18 protein-coding genes are annotated in these 17,851 nt (G+C 62.2%); 3 read left to right on the forward strand and 15 right to left on the reverse strand.

The genetic code is table 11. The features are described from left to right. The first annotated feature begins 165 nt into the window (after positions 1–165). From SOP95_RS27620 to SOP95_RS27630, 3 genes are read left to right on the forward strand one after another with little or no spacing between them, the layout of a single operon-like run. Entirely contained in the window at positions 166–1,719 is a 1,554-nt protein-coding gene (locus SOP95_RS27620; protein ID WP_323608997.1) for a TolC family protein, read from the forward strand. After that, on the forward strand, positions 1,716–2,837 hold the full coding sequence (locus tag SOP95_RS27625; protein WP_274075733.1) for an HlyD family secretion protein: 1,122 nt from the start codon (positions 1,716–1,718) through the stop codon (positions 2,835–2,837). The genes SOP95_RS27620 and SOP95_RS27625 overlap by 4 nt, the downstream gene beginning before the upstream one ends. Continuing rightward, positions 2,827–3,861 (forward strand): DUF2955 domain-containing protein, encoded by a 1,035-nt coding sequence (locus SOP95_RS27630; RefSeq protein WP_323608998.1) that lies wholly within the window; start codon positions 2,827–2,829, stop codon positions 3,859–3,861. The genes SOP95_RS27625 and SOP95_RS27630 overlap by 11 nt, the downstream gene beginning before the upstream one ends. On the opposite strand, the gene SOP95_RS27635 is transcribed toward SOP95_RS27630, so the two are convergent. The 15 genes from SOP95_RS27635 to SOP95_RS27705 form a co-directional block, all read right to left on the reverse strand. Continuing rightward, entirely contained in the window at positions 3,862–4,314 is a 453-nt protein-coding gene (locus SOP95_RS27635; protein WP_323608999.1) for a hypothetical protein, read from the reverse strand. Positions 4,315–4,356: 42 nt separating this feature from the next. Next, entirely contained in the window at positions 4,357–4,704 is a 348-nt protein-coding gene (locus tag SOP95_RS27640) for a Rieske (2Fe-2S) protein (RefSeq protein WP_323609000.1), read from the reverse strand. Between the two features lie 2 nt (positions 4,705–4,706). Next, on the reverse strand, positions 4,707–5,018 hold the full coding sequence (locus SOP95_RS27645; RefSeq protein WP_323609001.1) for a YciI family protein: 312 nt from the start codon (positions 5,016–5,018) through the stop codon (positions 4,707–4,709). Positions 5,019–5,021: 3 nt separating this feature from the next. Further along, positions 5,022–5,894: a dioxygenase family protein gene (locus SOP95_RS27650; RefSeq protein WP_323609002.1), complete on the reverse strand. Its 873-nt coding sequence runs from the start codon at positions 5,892–5,894 to the stop codon at positions 5,022–5,024. Between the two features lie 38 nt (positions 5,895–5,932). Then, positions 5,933–7,000: a maleylacetate reductase gene (locus SOP95_RS27655; protein ID WP_323609003.1), complete on the reverse strand. Its 1,068-nt coding sequence runs from the start codon at positions 6,998–7,000 to the stop codon at positions 5,933–5,935. 8 nt (positions 7,001–7,008) lie between these two features. Beyond that, positions 7,009–8,472: an aldehyde dehydrogenase family protein gene (locus SOP95_RS27660; protein ID WP_323609004.1), complete on the reverse strand. Its 1,464-nt coding sequence runs from the start codon at positions 8,470–8,472 to the stop codon at positions 7,009–7,011. 90 nt (positions 8,473–8,562) lie between these two features. Continuing rightward, positions 8,563–9,582, reverse strand: a complete 1,020-nt coding sequence (locus SOP95_RS27665) for a hydroxyquinol 1,2-dioxygenase (RefSeq protein ID WP_323609005.1) — start codon at positions 9,580–9,582, stop codon at positions 8,563–8,565. Between the two features lie 44 nt (positions 9,583–9,626). Continuing rightward, positions 9,627–10,121, reverse strand: a complete 495-nt coding sequence (locus SOP95_RS27670; protein ID WP_323609006.1) for a hydroxyquinol 1,2-dioxygenase — start codon at positions 10,119–10,121, stop codon at positions 9,627–9,629. A gap of 154 nt (positions 10,122–10,275) precedes the next feature. Then, complete coding sequence (locus tag SOP95_RS27675) at positions 10,276–11,205, reverse strand: LysR family transcriptional regulator (protein WP_323609007.1); 930 nt, start codon at positions 11,203–11,205, stop codon at positions 10,276–10,278. Positions 11,206–11,302: 97 nt separating this feature from the next. After that, positions 11,303–12,337 (reverse strand): branched-chain amino acid ABC transporter permease, encoded by a 1,035-nt coding sequence (locus tag SOP95_RS27680; protein WP_323609009.1) that lies wholly within the window; start codon positions 12,335–12,337, stop codon positions 11,303–11,305. Beyond that, positions 12,337–13,200, reverse strand: a complete 864-nt coding sequence (locus tag SOP95_RS27685) for a branched-chain amino acid ABC transporter permease (protein ID WP_323609010.1) — start codon at positions 13,198–13,200, stop codon at positions 12,337–12,339. Before SOP95_RS27685 ends, SOP95_RS27680 begins: the two co-directional genes overlap by 1 nt. 2 nt (positions 13,201–13,202) lie before the next feature. Continuing rightward, positions 13,203–13,895, reverse strand: a complete 693-nt coding sequence (locus SOP95_RS27690; protein WP_323609011.1) for an ABC transporter ATP-binding protein — start codon at positions 13,893–13,895, stop codon at positions 13,203–13,205. Between the two features lie 3 nt (positions 13,896–13,898). Further along, positions 13,899–14,624 carry an ABC transporter ATP-binding protein gene (locus tag SOP95_RS27695; protein WP_323609012.1) on the reverse strand — a complete coding sequence of 242 codons (726 nt, stop codon included), beginning with the start codon at positions 14,622–14,624 and terminating at the stop codon, positions 13,899–13,901. Positions 14,625–14,649: 25 nt separating this feature from the next. After that, positions 14,650–15,960 carry an ABC transporter substrate-binding protein gene (locus SOP95_RS27700; protein ID WP_323609013.1) on the reverse strand — a complete coding sequence of 437 codons (1,311 nt, stop codon included), beginning with the start codon at positions 15,958–15,960 and terminating at the stop codon, positions 14,650–14,652. Between the two features lie 87 nt (positions 15,961–16,047). Further along, positions 16,048–17,394, reverse strand: coding sequence for an outer membrane beta-barrel protein (locus SOP95_RS27705; RefSeq protein WP_323609014.1), 1,347 nt, complete (start codon positions 17,392–17,394; stop codon positions 16,048–16,050). Positions 17,395–17,851 lie beyond the last annotated feature (457 nt).

Genomic DNA, 17,851 nt, shown 5'->3' on the forward strand with positions numbered 1-17,851 from the left:
AAGCTGAACACTCGTTCAACAGAAAACTGTTGAAGGTTCGCGTTCAGCGTAAACAGGTCGTTTTTGCGACAGTCGCGACGTTTTTGCGTACCGACTCTCCAGGCCCATGCAGAAGGCATACAGACGGCTATGCTGCTGTGATGTCCTTTGGTTGGAAAACACCCAATGCAATCAGGTACATCCACACGGATGCGGCATGGTCGACTGCTGCTGCTTGGGGTAGCGGTCCTTGGCGGGTGCGTTCGGCTGGGTCCGGACTTCCAGCCGCCCGGCGAACCCTGGGTCGACCACTGGAACACCCCGGCCCTTGAACACGCCAGTCAACGCGCGCAATACCCGGACATCCGCCAGTGGTGGCAGATCTTCGCCGACCCGGTGCTCGACCGCCTGATTGCCGAGTCGGACGCGCACAACTCCAGCCTGAAGATCGCCGGCCTGCGGGTGATGGAAGCCCGCGCACAATTGGGCATCGCCGAGAGCGGGCGCTACCCGCAGCTGCAACAGATCGCCGCTGACAGCGTGTACATCGACCGCCATCAGTCCGGCGGGGATAACCCGGTGGACAGCCATTTATGGCAACACAGCGCCGGGTTCGATGTCGGTTGGGAGCTGGACTTCTGGGGTCGCTTCGCCCGTGCCATCGAGGCCGCCGATGCCAGCTATTTCGCGTCTGAAGCCAACTACGACGACGTGCTGGTCCTGCTGCGGGCGCAAGTCGCCGACAGCTATTTTTTCCTGCGCACCACCGAGGCGCGCCTGCGCGTCGCCAATGCAAACGCCAAGCAGCAACATCGCAACTACGAGATCACCGAGAAGCTGTTCAACAGCGGCCAGACCGCCGAACTCGACCTGCAACAAGCCAAGACCCAATACCTGGGCACGTTGAGCACCATCCCCCTTCTGGAAGATCAGCTCCATCGCACCCGCAATGCGTTGGCCGTGTTGATCGGCCAGGCACCCGGTGCGCTGCCACTGGTGGTCGACAACACCCGGTTGATCCCGCTGGTGGATCGCGCCGTGCTGCAGGATGTGCCGGCCAACCTGCTGCTGCGCCGGCCCGATGTGCGCGCAGCCGAGCTGAATGTCGCGGCGCAGTCGGCGCTGGTCGGGGTGGCCGAAACCGATTACTACCCGGCCCTGACGTTGCTGGGCAGCATCGTCTGGTCCACCGACTCCTTGAGCGCAACCTCCCGCAGCCTCGACCTGATTGGCGGGCCGAGCCTGCGCTGGAACGTGTTCGACTATGGCCGCATCGCCAACAACATACGCGTGCAGGATGCGCGCTTGCAGCAATTGATCGAAGCCTATCGCGACAAGGTGCGCCAGGCTGCACGCGAAGCGGATGACGCCGCCAACGGCCTGACCCGCTCCCTGCAGCGCGAACGCATCCTGCGCGAGGCCGAAAGCGCCGCACAACGTTCGCTGGCCCTGGCCAACACGCTGTACCGCGAAGGTTATTCGGACTTCCAGCGGGTGCTGGACGCCCAGCGCGCGCTGCTCGAACTCCAGGACAATTACCTGGTCAGCCGTGGCGATGCGGTGAGCAATGTGATTGCCCTGTACAAGGCGTTGGGCGGCGGTTGGTACAGCGCCCAGCCCAGGGTCGATGCCGCCACGCGCCAGCAAATGGAACAACGGACTGACTGGGGCGACCTGCTCAACGATCCACCGGCTGAGCAGCCTGCCTCCCCCTTGCCCAATCAGGTGAAAAAACCATGACTGAAGCCGCGCCCTCCCCTCAGCCAGCGCAGCCTGCCGCCGATCCCGCGAAAAAAGGCATCAAGTGGGTGTTACTGCTGATCGTTTTCAGCCTGGCCTGGTACCTGTTGGCTGACCGTTTCACACCGTACACCCAGCAGGCACGGGTGGGCGCGTTCGTGATTCCGGTGGCGGCGGAAGTCGCCGGCCGGGTGATCCGCGTCAATGTGCGCAATAACCAGGACGTGAAGGCTGGCGAGGTGATTTTCGAGGTGGACCCGCAGCCCTACCAGATCGCCGTTGACCGTGCGCGTGCCGACTTGGAATCCACCCGCCGGCAGATCGGTGCCAGCACCGCCGGTATCGCCTCGGCCCAAGCCAGTCTGCGCGCGGCACAAGCCAACGAACTCAAGGCGAAGCAGGATAACCAGCGGCTTGAAGGCTTGTACCGTGAAGACCCCGGGACCGTTTCCGTGCGCCTGCTGGAGGTTTCCCGCGCCGCCCGCGAAGCGGCCACCAGCCAGGTCGCCGCTGCCCGCGCTGAAGTCCAGCGTGCGAAGGAGCAGGAAGGTGGCAAAGAGGAGGACAACGCCCTGCTGCGCAGCGCCGCCACTGCCCTGTCGAAAGCCGAACTGGATCTTTCCAACACGCAGATCCGCGCCCGTTCGGCCGGGTTGATCACCGACCTGCGCACCGACGTCGGCCAGTTCGCCGCGGCCGGCAACCCGGTCATGACCCTGATTGCAATCCACGATGTGTGGATCAGCGCCGACATGACCGAGAACAACCTCGCCCTGGTCAGGCCCGAGACCCCGGTGTCCATTGCCCTCGATGCGCTGCCCGGCGAAGTGTTCCAGGGCCGCGTGCGCAGCGTCGGCTACGGGGTCAGCGTGGGCACCCCGGCCGCTCCCGGCAGCCTGCCGACGGTGCAGAACAGCCGTGATTGGCTGCGCCCCGCCCAGCGTTTTCCGGTGATCATCGAGTTCTCGGCCGAATCCTTGTCGATGCTCAAGGACAACCGCGCGATCCGCTCCGGTGGCCAGGCCGAAGTCATGGCCTTCCCTTCCGAAGGCAACGTGCTCAATCCACTGGGCCGGTTGTTCCTGTGGCTGATGAGCTGGCTGTCGTATGCCTACTAAGCGTTCGCCGAGGGTGCAGCGCGCGCTGCGCCTGGCCTGTGGCACTGCGCTGTGCCTGGCAGTGAGTTTTGGCCTGGGGATGCCGATCCCGTTCCTGGCACCGGTGCTGGGGGCATTGTTGCTGGTCAGCATCAATCGCCCGTTGCCGTTCAAGGCCACCCTGGTGCTTGCACTGACTGCGATGCTGACCACCGGCATCGGCCTGCTGCTGATCCCCCTGCTGCGTTATTACGCCTTCAGCGGCGTGCTGTTGATCGGCCTCGGCCTGCTGATGGTCTTTCGCTACGGCCAACGGGGCGGCAACAACCTGGTGGTGACCTTCCTGGTGATCGGCCTGACCATGATCCCCGCAGCCGGAGTCGCCGACTTCGGCCTGGCGGCGACGGTGATCAAGGCGCTGACCAGCGGCTTGCTCCTGGCGGTCCTGATCGGTAGGGTGAGTCACTGGCTGTTCCCCGAACCGGCCAATACCCCGACGCCCCCACCCGCCCCGGCTCTATCCACTGAAAACGTCGACCGGGTGGCGTTACGCGCAACCCTGATCGTAATGCCGACGTTTCTGCTGGCCCTGATCGACCCCGCCAGCTACATGCCGATCGTGCTCAAGGCCGTGAGCCTGGGCCAGCAGAGCTCCACCACCAACGCCCGCGATGCCGCCCGCGAGCTGATTGGCTCGACCTTGCTGGGCGGCCTGTTGGCCATTGCGTTCTGGAGCGCACTGACGGTCTTTGTGCACCTGTGGATGTTCTTCCTGTGGATGCTGCTGTTCGCCCTGATCCTGGCGCGCAAGCTCTATGGCTTGAGCCCGGGGCGGTTTAGCCCGGGCTTCTGGCTCAACACCTTGGTCACCCTGATTATCCTGCTCGGGCAATCGGTGCAGGACAGCCTGGCGGGCAAGGACGTCTACACCGCTTTTGCGGTGCGCATGGGGCTGTTCATCGCCGTGACGCTGTATGCCTGCCTGATGGTGTATTTGCTGGATCAGCGGCAAAACACCAGCCTCGCCTCTACAGATCCAGTTTGATCATGGATTAACCTGATACCCCTTGCCCTGCAAGCAACTGGTATACGCCGTCGAAGTGGTCGCGGCGTTGGTTTTCTCCTGCTCCCGGCGCTCCTGGCGCTGGCGAGAACCGCCGACCACAACACCTGCCGCCGCCGTTTGCTTGGCGCGGTCCTGGCGGTAGTCCTGCTGTTTATCGTCATCGACTCGATCATAAAACTCGTCGTGCTGACGCCCGCGCACCTGGGCCCCGGCCGCACCGGCAGCCGCGCCCACGGCGGCGCCCTTGACCCGTCCGCCCGAGGGTGTCGAGGTGGTCGATGCACTACTGGCGGCGATGCTGTTGCATTCATTGATATCCAGTTGGGTCTGTTGCGAAGTCTGGCCCTTCAGCGGTACTACCGTCTGGGTCCATCCCTGGGCACTGAATAACGACAGTGCGACGCACAGGCCGATGGGTGACAACCTTTTCATGATGATCTCCTGATGGGCGTGATTCACCCGAAAGAGTGTAGTTCAGCCCTCCTCGTCCACCTCCATGACCAGGCTGTTTTCCACCCAGCGCACCGGTACCGGTTCCAGCCTCGCACCTTTACACGGTCCATCGATACAGTGCCCGTCTTCAAATCGAAACATCGCGCTGTGATGCGCGCACATCAGCACCTGGCCGCGATAGGTGCAGAATTCCTGCGGGTTATAGTCCAGCGGAACCGAAAAATGCGGGCAGCGGTTGATGTACACCCACACCTGCTCGCCCTGGCGCACCGCAACGAGGCCGGCGGGATGCAGGTGCTGGTGCTGAGGCAGGCCCAAGGCGCCACAGTCGGCGATGTCTTCCCGTTGGCACAAGGTGATGAGGGTCATGGTCAGCCCCGCAGTTCCGGGTTGCCGAGGCTCCAGTGCCAGGGGCGTATCTGGATGCTGGCAAACAGCCCGGCCTGGACGTAGGGGTCGTCCTCGATGAAGGCTTCCACCTCCGCCAGGCTGCCGGCTTCGATCACCAGCAGCGTGCCGTTCATTGCCGCGCCGACATCATCGAGGGTCGGACCGCCCAGGCGTACCACCACCCGGTGGGTATCGGTCGCCCGCAGATGCGCTTGGTGGCTGGGCCGCAGGCGCTGGCGCAAGGCCAGGGAATCCGGGTGGTCGGTGGCGAATACCGCAAAAAACTGGCCCATGCTTCACCCGGCTTCCATGACGAATTCATAACACGCGCGCTTGAACGGCAATGGCATACCCAGGCGTGCGGACACTTCATCGTGGCTGTTGCGATCCTCATAAATCACCTGCAACGACTGCTTCACACCAAACACCGCATCGGATTCGAGGTACGGATCGTCGTGATTGAAGAGGTGGGTCACCAGTTTGCGATACCCCGGCACCTCGACCATGAAATGCAGGTGCGCCGGTCGCCAGGCATGCCGATTAGCGGCATCGAGCATGCGTCCAACCGGGCCATCGGTGGGGATCGGGTAGGCCACCGGGACAATGGTGCGAATCGCAAAGCAGCCGTCAGCGTCGGTACGATAACGACCGCGCAGGTTGCCGAACGGCTGTTCGCTGTCCTGGCCCGAATACATGCCGTTTTCGGCGGTCTGCCACACGTCCAGCACCGCACCGGCCAAGGCATTGCCCTGGGTGTCGACCACCCGACCGCGCACCAGCGCCGTCTCGCCCGGGGTGAAGGCCATGTTTTCGCCGAATGCGCGCTCGGGCATGCCTTCGATGTAGAACGGCCCGAACACCGTGGTTTCGGTGGCGGTTGCGCTGTGTCGATGATTGATCGCGTCGACCAGCATCGATACACCCAGGGTATCCGACAACAGAATGAATTCCTGACGCACCAGGCCATCGCATTTTTGGCCGGTTGCAGTCAGGAAGCGAATGCCCTCGAACCACTCCTGTTCGGTCAGTTCGACCTCGCTGACGAACGCGTGCAGGTGCCGGACCAGGCATTGCATGATCTGTTTGTAGCGGGCATCCGGGGCGTCGGCGAAGCTGTTCACGGCCTGCTCGGAAATCAGTTTTTCTACCACTTTGTCTTGATCGGTCATTGTTCTTGTTCCGACATGGGCTGGCTGCGCTGCTGGGGTCAGGCTGGCGCCTGGCCATTCAATGCGCGGGTCAGCAGTGCTTCGATCGGGCCTTGTTCAAACGGCCGTGGATTGTAATAAGGGCTGGCACAGGCAATTTTTGCAGCCTCGGCCGGACCGTTTGGCGGTAGGCCGATGTCCGCCAGTGCCAATGGAATGCCCAGCTTCTGGTTGAGTGCATACAACAATGCACCCACCTCACTGGCCGAGCTACCACCCAGGGCGCGCGCGGCACGTTGCAACGGCTCGGCGGCCGCTTCGCGGTTGTAATGCGCGGCATGGGGCAGCACGATGGCGTGGGCCTGGGCGTGGGGCAGATTGAAGGTGCCGCCCAGGGTGTGGCAGAGCTTGTGGTGCAAGGCCATGCCCACCGAGCCCAGGCAAATGCCCGCCAGCCAGGCGCCATACAAGGCTTGGCTGCGAGCGTGAGGATCGTTGGGATCATTGACCACGCCGGGCAAGGCCTGGGCCAGCGAGCGGATGGACTCCTCGGCCATGAAACCGACGATCGGATTGGCGTCCTCGGCGTACAGCGCTTCCACCGCGTGGGCCATGGCGTTCATGCCCGAACAGGCGGAGATCTGCGCCGGCAGGGTCAGGGTCAATTGCGGGTCGTAGATCACGGTTTTCGGCAGGACCCGAGGATCGCGTCCGGTTTTCTTCAGGCGATTTTCGGTCAGCCCGTAGATCGGCGTCATCTCGGAGCCGGCGTAAGTGGTCGGTACTGCCACGATCGGCAACCCCGAATCCATGGCAATCGCCTTGCCCAGGCCAATGGTCGAGCCACCGCCAATGGCCACGCAGCAATCGGCATCCAGGCGCACCGCTTCGACGCGTGCCGCTTGCGCCACTTCCAGCGGCACGTGCATCACCGCGTGCGGATAAACACCCGCGGCGCGATCACCGAGCAACGCCGCGACGCGCTCGCCCAGGCCGTGCTGTTCCGGCGTGGTGAGGATCAGCGCCCGACGGGCTCCCAGCCGTTCGATTTCTTCAGCCAGCGCCGAGAGCTTGCCCCAGCCGAACACCACACGGGTCGGCAGGCTTTGGTAGACAAAAGGATTCATGGCCGGCCTCAGCGTTTGAAATGTGGCGGGATTTTTGCGTCGACGTTGACCCATACCGAGCGTGCTTCGGTGTAGTCGTGGATCGCTTCGAAACCCATTTCCCGGCCATAACCGGATTGGCCGACGCCGCCGAACGGGCTGCCCGGGCTGACGCGTTTGTAGCAGTTGATCCAGCACATGCCGGCATGGATGGCGTCGGCCATCTTGTGCGCACGGCTCAGGTTCTGTGTCCACAGGCCACTGCCCAGTCCGTACTCGGTGCTGTTGGCGATGGCCAGCGCTTCTTCGTCGGTGCTGAAACGCACCACGGTAACGAACGGGCCGAAGACTTCTTCCTGGCACACGCGATCACCGGGCTTGGCCTCGACCACGGTCGGCTCGACATAAAAGCCCTTGGCCAGCGCCGGGTCGTCCGGTGCCTTGCCGCCAGCGAGAACCTTGCCGCCCTGTTCGATGGCGATGTCGATGTACGCCATGACACGGTCGCGGTGCAGGGCCGAAGTCAGAGGGCCCATTTCGGTGTCCGGGTCCATCGGGTCGCCCAGGCGAATCGACTTCGCCAGGGCGATGAAACGCTCGAGGAACTGGTCCGCGATGTCTTTGTGCAGAATCAGCCGCGAACCGGCGATGCAGGCCTGGCCCTGGTTGTGGAAGATCGCCCAGGCAGCGCCGTTGACCGCCGCTTCCAGATTGGCGTCTGCAAACACAATGTTCGCCCCCTTGCCGCCCAGCTCCAACTGGATGCGCTTGAGGTTGCCTTTGGAGGCTTCGACAATGCGCCGAGCGGTCGCGGTCGAGCCGGTAAAGGCAATCTTGCCGACGTCGAGGTGTTCCGCCAACGCCTGGCCCGCGGTATGGCCGTAGCCCGGCACGACGTTGACGACGCCTTTGGGGAAGCCGACCTCGGTCATCAACTCGACAATGCGCAAGGTCGACAGCGGTGTGATTTCCGAGGGCTTGATGACGACGGTGTTCCCCGCCGCCAGCGCCGGGCCCATCTTCCAGCTGGTGAACATCAGCGGAAAATTCCACGGCACGATCTGCCCGACCACGCCAATCGGCTTGCGCTGCACGTAATTGAGGAACCCGGCTTCGACCGGAATCACCGTGCCTTCGATCTTGTCGGCCATGCCACCGAAGTAGCGGAAGCACGCAGCGGTGCGCGGTACATCCAGGCCACGGGAATCGCGGATCGGGTGCCCAGTGTTGAGGGATTCCAGCTGCGCCAGTTCTTCGCTGCATTCCTCGATCCTGTCCGCCAGTTTCAGCAACAGGCGTCCACGCTCGGCAGCGCCCAGCGCCGACCACGCCGGGAACGCGCGTTTGGCGGCGGCCACCGCGAGGTCGACGTCGGCGGTTTCGGCGGCGGCGATGCGGGTGATCAACGAGCCGTCATGGGGCGACACGACGTCGATGGTGCCGCCGGCGAGCGCATCAACGAAGCGGCCATCGATATAGAGCTGATTTTGCATAAGGGTTTCCTCGCACCGCGCCTAAGGCGCAGTGGCTGACTGGATGGCTGAGCGCGTGGCCCGGGGCGATGCCGGGCCACGCACGAGGTCTTAGAATTCGATCGGGTACGGCTTGAGCTCGCCGCTTTCGTAGCGTTGCGGCAGGTTCGGCGTGGCGTTTTCCCAGACCAGCAGCATCGAGCGCTTGGTCGAATAGCCCTGGTGGCGAATGTCGGCGGGCATGGCGCAGATGTCGCCGGCCCGCATGGTGATGCGCGCACGGGGGTTGCCGTCGTCCTTGTCGCCGACATCCCAGATGATCTCGTCCGACAGCTGCAGGAACCACTCGATCCGGTCATTGCCATGGAACACCGGCAGGATGAATTCTTCGGTGGTCGGGCAGAACAGGCTGGCCTTGCACACCGAGGTCACCGAGGGGTTCCAGGTCACGTCGGAGCGCGACAGGTACTTGTGCAGGTTGAAGGCATGCAGCTGGCCTTCGAAACCTTCGGCGGCGTGGATTTCCGGCTCGTCCTGGGGCACGTCGATGAACTGGCGGTTGACCGGCAGATCGTTGCGCAGCGGCGAGTCATCCGGCAGGCCGGGCATGCGTTTGGTGGCGATGCGAAAGCGTTCGATGGCTTCGATGTTGTTGCCGTTCTTGCGACCGAAGGCGCTGCCGGTTTCTTCCGGGGCGGCGAACGGGTCGAAGGTGGCGTTGGTCCAGTCGCGCAGGATCGCCTTGAACGTCGCCATGATCAGCGGCGTCTCGAAGTTTTCTGTGTAGTTGACCCCTGCCGCCTTGAGCGTTCCATTGAAGGTGCCGGCGTACAGGTCGACCTTGCCGTAGTAGTTGCGGGTGCCGATGACGTGGTCGAAGTTGACCCAGCCGTAGAAAAAGCCCCAGGCCACGTCGCGCATCAAGGCTCGCAGGAAGGCATCGACCGGAATCAGATGGGAACGGGTCTGACCTTTGGCGGGCCAGGTGATACGGGCGAAATACTCGTCGCGCGACAGCTCGAAGGCGCCGAGTTTGAAAGCGCGGTAGCCGGTGACGACGTCGGCGGCGCTGGCCTGGACGTCTTCATCGGCAAACAGTGGGGTAAGGGCTGCGGTTTCAAGCATGGCCATGACAGAGTTCCTCTTGTTTTTGTTGGCGGGGTCGGCTGGGCAGATCACTTCAGGCAGATGTCGGCCCACTTCTCGACCGACAACGGGCCCTTGATCGTCTGCTGCAGGATCACGCCCGGGCGACTGGCTTCGAAGCGATAGGCCGTGCCCACCGGCAGCAGGCACTGATGGCCGCGCTTGAGCAGGACGTAACCCATGGGTTTGCCCGCCGGCACATCACCGGCCAGTTGCGTGCCCTCGCCTGCCATCAATGGCGCATCGAGCTTGAGAAAATCCACCCGCACTTCACCGTCCATGACGATGGCGAATTCGTCGTGCGCGGCGGTGTACCAGGGCGACTGGCCTTCCGCGCGCAGGGTTTCGATGACATAGCCGAGGTTGAGGCCAACCACGACCTTTTCATAAGGCCGGGATTGTTCCGCCACTTCGAACACGTTGGAAAAGGCGTAGTGACTGGCCTGGCCGCTGATGATTTCAACCGAGCCCTTGGTGTACTTGTCCAGCGAGCCGAAGACCGTTTCGATTGCCGCGCTACTCATGGTTTTCACCGTTTTGTTGTTGTAGTAACAGTGAGGCAACAGTACGTCTGAGCCCTTGCGGGAACAATTAGAGAGTCAGCGACAACAGTGTTCGCGAAACGCAAACACTGGGGTCATTGTGGGAGCAAGCTCGCTCCTACAGGTTTGGTGTGACTCAACGGATCCAGCCGCGTTCGAGCAAGGGCTTGTCCCAGCATGGCTCATCGCCGAAGTTCTCCACCAGAAAGTCGATCAACGTACGGACTTTCAAGGCCCGGCGTTGGGTGGCGGGATACACCGCGGAGAAATTGAAGGAGGACAACGCGTATTCGGGCAGCACCGGAATCAGCCGCCCGCTGAGCAGGTCGTCACTGGCCACCAGCGTCGGCAAGCAGACAATACACACGCCAGTCTGGGCGTAATCACGCAACAGATGCACCGAGTTTGAGCGCACCTGACCCGGCAGGCTCAGTTCCACCTGCTCGTCTTCGCGGTTGAACAGCCAGCGGTTGCGCGACGGATAACCCTCATACAGGGCGATCTTGTGTTGCAGCAGTTCCTGGGGATGGGTCGGCACGCCGAACTCGCTGGCGTAATCGGGGGACATGCAGAACAAGCGGCGAACGCTGAACAATTTGCGCTCGATCAGGGTTTCCGCCATCGGCGGGAACATCTGGAACGCCACATCAAAGCCTTCTTCGATCGGGTCCACCACCCGGTCGTTGACGATGACGTCTACTTCAATGTCCGGGTAAAGCCGCGTGAACTCGGCCAGCATGCGGCCAAAATGGCCGATGGCAAAACCGGGCAGCATCTGCACCCGCAGCTTGCCGGTGGGTTTGGCGCGCAGTTCGCGCATGTGCTCGGTCAGCGAGTTGAAACTCGCGACCATGTCCGCGCACTCCTTGTAGTACGTCTCCCCCACTTCGGAGAGCCGTACATGGCGGGTGCTGCGATGGAACAGCGGCGCATTGATGAACTGCTCCAGCTGCTGGATGCGATGGGTGATGACCGAACGGGTCACGCCCAGCTGCTGGGCCGCCCTGGCGAAGTTGCCGGTTTCGGCAACCCGCACGAAGGCTTCGACACTGAGTAAACGATCCATGGGGCATGGTTCCTGGAGAATGCCTACAGAAATTGTTCTTATAGGAACAGCGAGGTTAGCCTGTCGGTACCTCGCACTCCACACTCCGGACTGCACGCTATGGCCGGGATTGCGCGGTCAACCGTCGCTGCATCGGGAAAACCTGCCAGCCCAGGCGTTCGCTGATCAATCCCCACACTCCTTGCGGAGCCTTGAGCATCATCACCACCGCAACCACCCCGAGAATAATCATGTACACCGCGCCGTACTGCGCCAGGCATCCGCGCAACGCAAAATAGATCAGCGTGCCGATCAAAGGCCCTTCCAGAGTGCCGATGCCGCCGATGATCACAATGAAAATCACCACCGCGGTCCAGTCCTGCAGGTTGAACGCGGCGTCCGGGGAAATCCGCAGTTTTTGCAGGAAGATCAGCGCGCCGACCACCCCCGTACAACCAGCGGCCAGCACGTACACCATCAGCTTGGTGCGGAACGTATCGACCCCAAGGCTGCCGGATGCCGGCTCGGAATCGCGGATCGACGCCAGTGCCAACCCCTGTCGCGAACGCAGCAGGAAGAACACCACCGCCATGGCGGCAATCGCAATTGCCAGTGCGGTGAAGTAGATCAGCGTCTCGCGACCGTCCCGGTCATTGCCGATCTGCCGCACGATCGCCGCCGGCAGACTCTGCCCCGAGCCGCCGCCAAGACTGCTCATCTGCGCCAGCCCCAGGCGAAACACTTCAGCTACCACCCAAGTGCCAATGGCGAAATAGGCACCACGCAGGCGAAACACGATCAGCGCCGTGGGAATTGCCAGCAGCGCCACCAGTACCCCGGAGAGCAAAACCGCGAACAATGGCGGAACACCGAACTGGCTGGCGAGCATGAACAACAGATAGCCCCCCAAGCCGACGAACGCCTGCTGCCCGACCGAGACCATGCCGGCGTAACCCGCCAACAGGTTCCACATCTGCGCCAGCGCCAGGTAATACGCGAACTCCACCACCAGACGCAGGCTGGCGCGATCCGCCCAAAGTGGCGCACTGAACAGCACCAGCACACACAGCCCCAGCAAGGACAAACCAATCGTGCTGCTGGTGGTGGTGCGTTGCACGCGCCAGGCCAGCGCCGGATTATTCAAGGCATTCATCAGTCGACACTCCGTGGAAACAGGCCACGCGGACGCACGACCAGGATCAGCAGAAACACCAGGTGACCGGCAAGGATCTGCCAGCCCGGATCGATTTTGGCGCCCACGGCCTGGGCCACACCGAGAATCACCCCGCCGGCCAGGGTGCCCCACAAGCTGCCCAACCCGCCGATGATCACCGCTTCGAAACCGTATAACAGCCGCGCCGGCCCCACCGTCGGGTCGAAACTGGTACGGATCGCCAGGAACACCCCGGCAATAGACACCACCGCCATCGCCAGCGCCATGGCCAGACCGAAGATATGCGCGTTGTTGACGCCCATCAGCCGTGCGGTGTGCTGGTCATCGGAGGTGGCCCGGAACGCCCGGCCCAGTGCGGTTTTGTAGAACAGCAATTGCAGGCCGCCAATGATCAGCAAGGCACTGCCAAACACGATCAGCGGCATGACGCCCACGCTCAGGCTGCCGAAACCGACACTGGCGACTTCCAGTTCGCCCTGGGACAGTTTCTGGCTGTCGGCGCTGAAAAATTCCAGCAGCAGGTTCTGCACGATGATCGACAAGCCAAAGGTCACCAGCAGGGGCGGCAGGATGTCCGTGCCCAGGGTGCGGTTGAGCAACAGCCGTTGCAGCAGATAACCGAAACAGAACATCAGCGGCACCACGATCAGCAGGCTCGCCAGCGGACTGAAGCCCAGATGGTTGACCACCACCAGCGCCAGGTACGACGCGAGAACGATGAAGTCACCGTGGGCGATATTGACCAGGCGCATGATGCCGAACATCAACGACAGCCCCACCGCGAACATCGCGTACAGTCCGCCGAGCAACATGCCTTGCAGCAAAGTATTGAGCCATTCCATATCTAGATCCCGAAATACGCGGCTTTGATTTGCGCTTTGTCCGCATCCCCTGGGCGCCCGGTCAGGGACACGCGCCCTTCCTGGAAGCAATAGAAGCGATCGCAGACACTCAATGCCTGATTGATGTCCTGCTCGACGAGAATCACCGTGGTGCCGTCGGCCTTGATCGACGGCAGCGCGGCGTAGATGTCCTTGATCGTGGTCGGCGCCAGGCCCAGGCTGATCTCGTCGCACAACAGCAAGTGCGGGTTGGCCATCAAGCCCCGGCCGATCGCGACCATTTGCTGCTGACCGCCGGACAACGCTGTGCCTGGACGCTTGCGCAATTTTTCCAGCACCGGGAACAGCTGATATATGCGCTTCAGCGTCCACGGTCCCGGGCGTTTGCTGTAGGCGCCGATCAACAGGTTTTCTTCGACGCTCAGCGACGGGAACAGCTTGCGTCCTTCCGGCACCAGGGCAATGCCGCGCTCCAGCACCTGATTGGCCGCCATGTCACCAATGGCCTGCCCCTTGAAGGTGATGGCGCCGGGCTGGTTTTTGATCAGCCCCGCCAGCGAGCGCAGGAACGTCGATTTGCCGGCGCCGTTGGAACCGATGATCGCCACGGTTTCCCCCTGCTCCAGGGTCAGGCTGATGTCGAACAGCGCTTGAAAGTCGCCGTAGCCGGCGCAGAGTTTTTCAATGGTCAGCATGCGTCAACTCCCGATACCCATGTAGATCTCCTGGACCCGAGGGTCGGCCATCACGCTGCGCGGCTCGCCTTCGGCCAGTTTGGCGCCGAAGTTGATCACGGTCAGGCGACTGACCACCGCGAGCAAGGCATGCACGATGTGCTCGATCCAGATAATGGCGACCCCGGATTTGTGGATGCCCTGGATGGTTTCCACCAGTGCCAGGCATTCCGGTTCGGTCAGGCCGCCAGCGATTTCATCCAGCAACAACAGGCGTGGCTGCGTCGACAAGGCGCGGGCCATTTCCAGGCGTTTGCGGTCCAGCAGTGTCAGCGAACCGGCCAGCACGTTGGCCTTGCGCATCAAGCCCGTCAGTTCCAGCGTTTGCGCGCACCATTGGCTGGCCGCCTTGTCACGCAACTGCGCGCCAAAGGTCGCACCCACCAGCAGGTTCTCGAACACGGTCATTTTCACGAACGGGTGCGGGATCTGGTGGGAACGGCCAATGCCCTGTTGGCAACGCTTGAACACCGGTACCCGGGTGACGTTGCGGCCTTCGAAATGGATCGTGCCCTTATCGGCTGCCACGCCACCGGCGATCAGGTTGAACAGCGTGCTTTTACCCGCGCCGTTGGGGCCGATGATGCCCAGGGCTTCTCCCGGTTGCAGGGTCAGGTCCATGGCGTCCGTGACCTTCACCGAGCCGTAGCTTTTGTGCACATCGGTCATTTGCAGAAGTGGTTGTTGCATGGTGCACCCGTTGCTTTTACCGCGATCAATACGTAATGGCCTGCATCTCGCCGCCCAGCGGGATCGCCGGCGCAGTGGCATTGCTGGTCACGATCAGGTCGTATTTGTTGTCGTTGCCCAGGCGCCATTGGCCGCTGACCAGCGGCGTCTTGGCGACGTTCTTCACCGGCCCGCCGTTCCAGTTGATCGGCCCGACCACGGTATTGAGATTGGTCTTGAGCAAGGCATCGCGAACGGCATGGGCGTTACCGACTTCCTCGGTGCGCTTGAGGATGTCCACCGCCAGTTCGAACAATGCATGCACGAAGCCCAGCGGTTGCGTCCATTGTTTGCCGGTGGCCTGGGTGAACCCTTGGGCCAGTTGTCCGGCACTGGCACCGGTCAACGAAGAGCTGAACGGGTGCGTCGGGCTCCACCAGATTTCCGTCGACAGGTTGTTGCCGGCCTTGCCCAGCGCATCGACCGCGGTGGGAAACAGCAACGCCTTGCCCACCGAGACCGCTTTGGGCTTGAAGCCCTGCTGGCGTGCCTGGGTCCAGAAGGTGCTGAGGTCCGGTGGAATCACCACCCCGGTGATTATCTCGACATCAGCTTTTTTGAACGCGGCGATCTGCGCCGAGAAGTCGTCGGTCAGGCTCTGGAAGCGACCGGGATCGACCAGTTGGAAACCCTTTTGCGCCAGCACCGGTGGGAAGCCGAGCTTCTGGTCGCCCCAGGCATTGCCGTCGCCATCATTGGGAAACAGGCCGCCGACCACTTTGTTCGACGGCATCGCGCCCCACATCGAACTGTAGGCGCCGATCACATCTTCAAGGCCCCAGAAAAAGTGGTAGGTCCACTCGAAGCCCTGATCCGGCTTGCCACCCCGGGTGAAAAACCACGGCTGCCATGGCGCCACCGTGAAAATACACGGAATCTCGTTGATTTCGCATTGATCGGACACGGGATTGGTGGTTTCCGGGGTTGACGACACCAGCATCAAGTCGACCTGATCGGACAGGATCAGCTCGCTCGCCACCTCCGCCGCGCGGTTGGGGTTGGACTGGCTGTCCTTGACGATAACTTCCAACCGGTACGCCTTGCCGCCCACATTGACCGTGTTCTTCAACACTTGCTTGAGCGATTCGATGATGTAGTTGTCGGCGGCGGCAAACGGTGCCAGCGGACCGGTCTGCGGGCTGACGTAGCCGAGCTTGATCACCCGCTCACTGCCGATGGCGAAGTTGAACGGCATACTGGCCAAGGCCACACCACCGGCGGCAATACCGGTGCTGCGCAGGAAAGCACGGCGGGAAAAGTCGCGGCCAAACAGGTTTTTATCGTTGTTGTCTGTCATGTAGAACTCCAAAAGCCCGGACGAACAGGGTCGCAGCGTGGGGGCAGAGCCATCACGCAGGGGTCAGGGTCAAGCGAAAGAGTCGGTTTAGAAAAAGAAGCTGACGTCGAAGGACGCCACCACTTGCGAGTCCTTTTCCCCATCGGCGTAGGCATCGCGACCGGGGCCGGAATGGATGTCGTAGCGCAGTTCCGGACGCAGGCGCACATTCGGTGTCGGCGTCCACGCCAGGTTGGTGGTAACGCCGTAGAAACTGCCCCAGGTCGGATCGGGAATCCCGGTGTCCGGGTCGATGTTGGCCATCATCACGTGCACCGGGGCGTCGGTGTAGAACCATTCGGCGCGACTGTTCCACATTAGGGTTTCGCTGATTTTGTGATACCAGTTAATGTCGGTGCCGTACCAGGTTGCATCGTCTTTGTTGGCGAACCCGGCGAAGGCGCCCTGCTCCTGTGTGCCGTAATTCAGCTCCAGCGCCACGCGGTTGTTCGGGTCGAGCACCTGCGACAAGGTCAAGTAAGACGCCAGGCGCTTGTAGTCGTCATCCTTGGTCCCGGCCGGCAGCGGCGAACCACAACTGCATTCGGCGAAGCTGTCGCCGGCGCCGTTGCCGTAGATGTTTTCCCAGTCTATCCAGGTGCCGAAGTCCGCCGAACGCCAGCGTACGTTGGCGATCACGTCCGGGTCGTGGTTGGGGTCCTGCAGGTTGTTCCAGCCTTGCACCACACCGAGCTCGAAACCCAGCATGCTTTGCCCCGGCTCCGAGGGCAGTTTGAACGAGTACAGCGCGCCGGCATGTTTGGCTGGACCGTGCATGAACGAATAGGTGTGCGAGTAGAAGTCGGTCGGCGCAGGCGACGGCAAGGCGAAGCCGATTTCGTTTTCCAGCGGAGTGTGGAAGATCCCGATCATCAGGTCCGAACCGCCCAGCACCGGGAAGTAGAAGTCGACGTACGCTTGAGCGAATGTGAAGGCTTCGTCCTCGGCCTTGTTATCGCGGTTGACGCTGAGATCTTCGTCCCAGCCGTAGGTCTTGAAGAAGCGTGCGTCCTTGCCATACAGCGCCGTGACGTTGAAACCCCAGTCCGCCTCTTGCGGCATCGGCCCGGGAAACGGTCCGACGCGACCGACCACGTTGCTCTTGGGTTTCTTCTCCACGGCAAGGGCGAACTGATTGAGGTTCACGCCTTCATCGGTATTGAAGAAGCTCTGCTTGCTGACGTCATCCGTGCCGTTGTTGTTGTAGATCGCTCCGACCTGGCCCCAGCCATAGATCTTGATGCCATGCTCGCGCTCAAGGCTGTCACCGAACACACCGCGTACCAACGAACCCATCGGATCGTCCGCCGCCAAGGCTGTCGCGGGAAACAAAACGCCGCCACCCGGAACGGGCGCGAACAGGGTCGCTGCGCAGACCCATGCACGAATACTCATACCTGCCTTCCTTATTTTTATAGGAGCCAACCCCCCGAAGGGGCGTAAGGCCGAAAGCAAGGTATGACGTCTTGATGAGCCCTGGCTGGAGCTCCACCCGGTCGTTGGCGGATCGTGGTGTTCGGCGTAATGGAGGCTACAAGCCCGCCACTGCACCAACAATTCCATTCTCGGCGACTTCAGTGTTTGCGTATTCAGAACAATGCTGCGGGGATTTGAACCCAACGCAACCGAACTGTAGGAGCCAGCCTGCTGGCGATGGCGTCGGGTCAGTCAACTCAGGTGGTGAAGCTGATGGCCTCATCGCCAGCAGGCTGGCTCCCACAGGGGATCTGTGGTGGCTGCAGGATTTGCGTACGACGGAGATCAAACTGTGGGAGCCAGCCTGCTGGCGATGGCGTCGGGTCAGTCAACTCAGGTGGTGAAGCTGATGGCCTCATCGCCAGCAGGCTGGCTC

The sequence above is a fragment of the Pseudomonas sp. YuFO8 genome, from assembly GCF_035065025.1.
In the GTDB taxonomy this organism is placed as follows: Bacteria; Pseudomonadota; Gammaproteobacteria; order Pseudomonadales; family Pseudomonadaceae; genus Aquipseudomonas; species Aquipseudomonas putida_AE.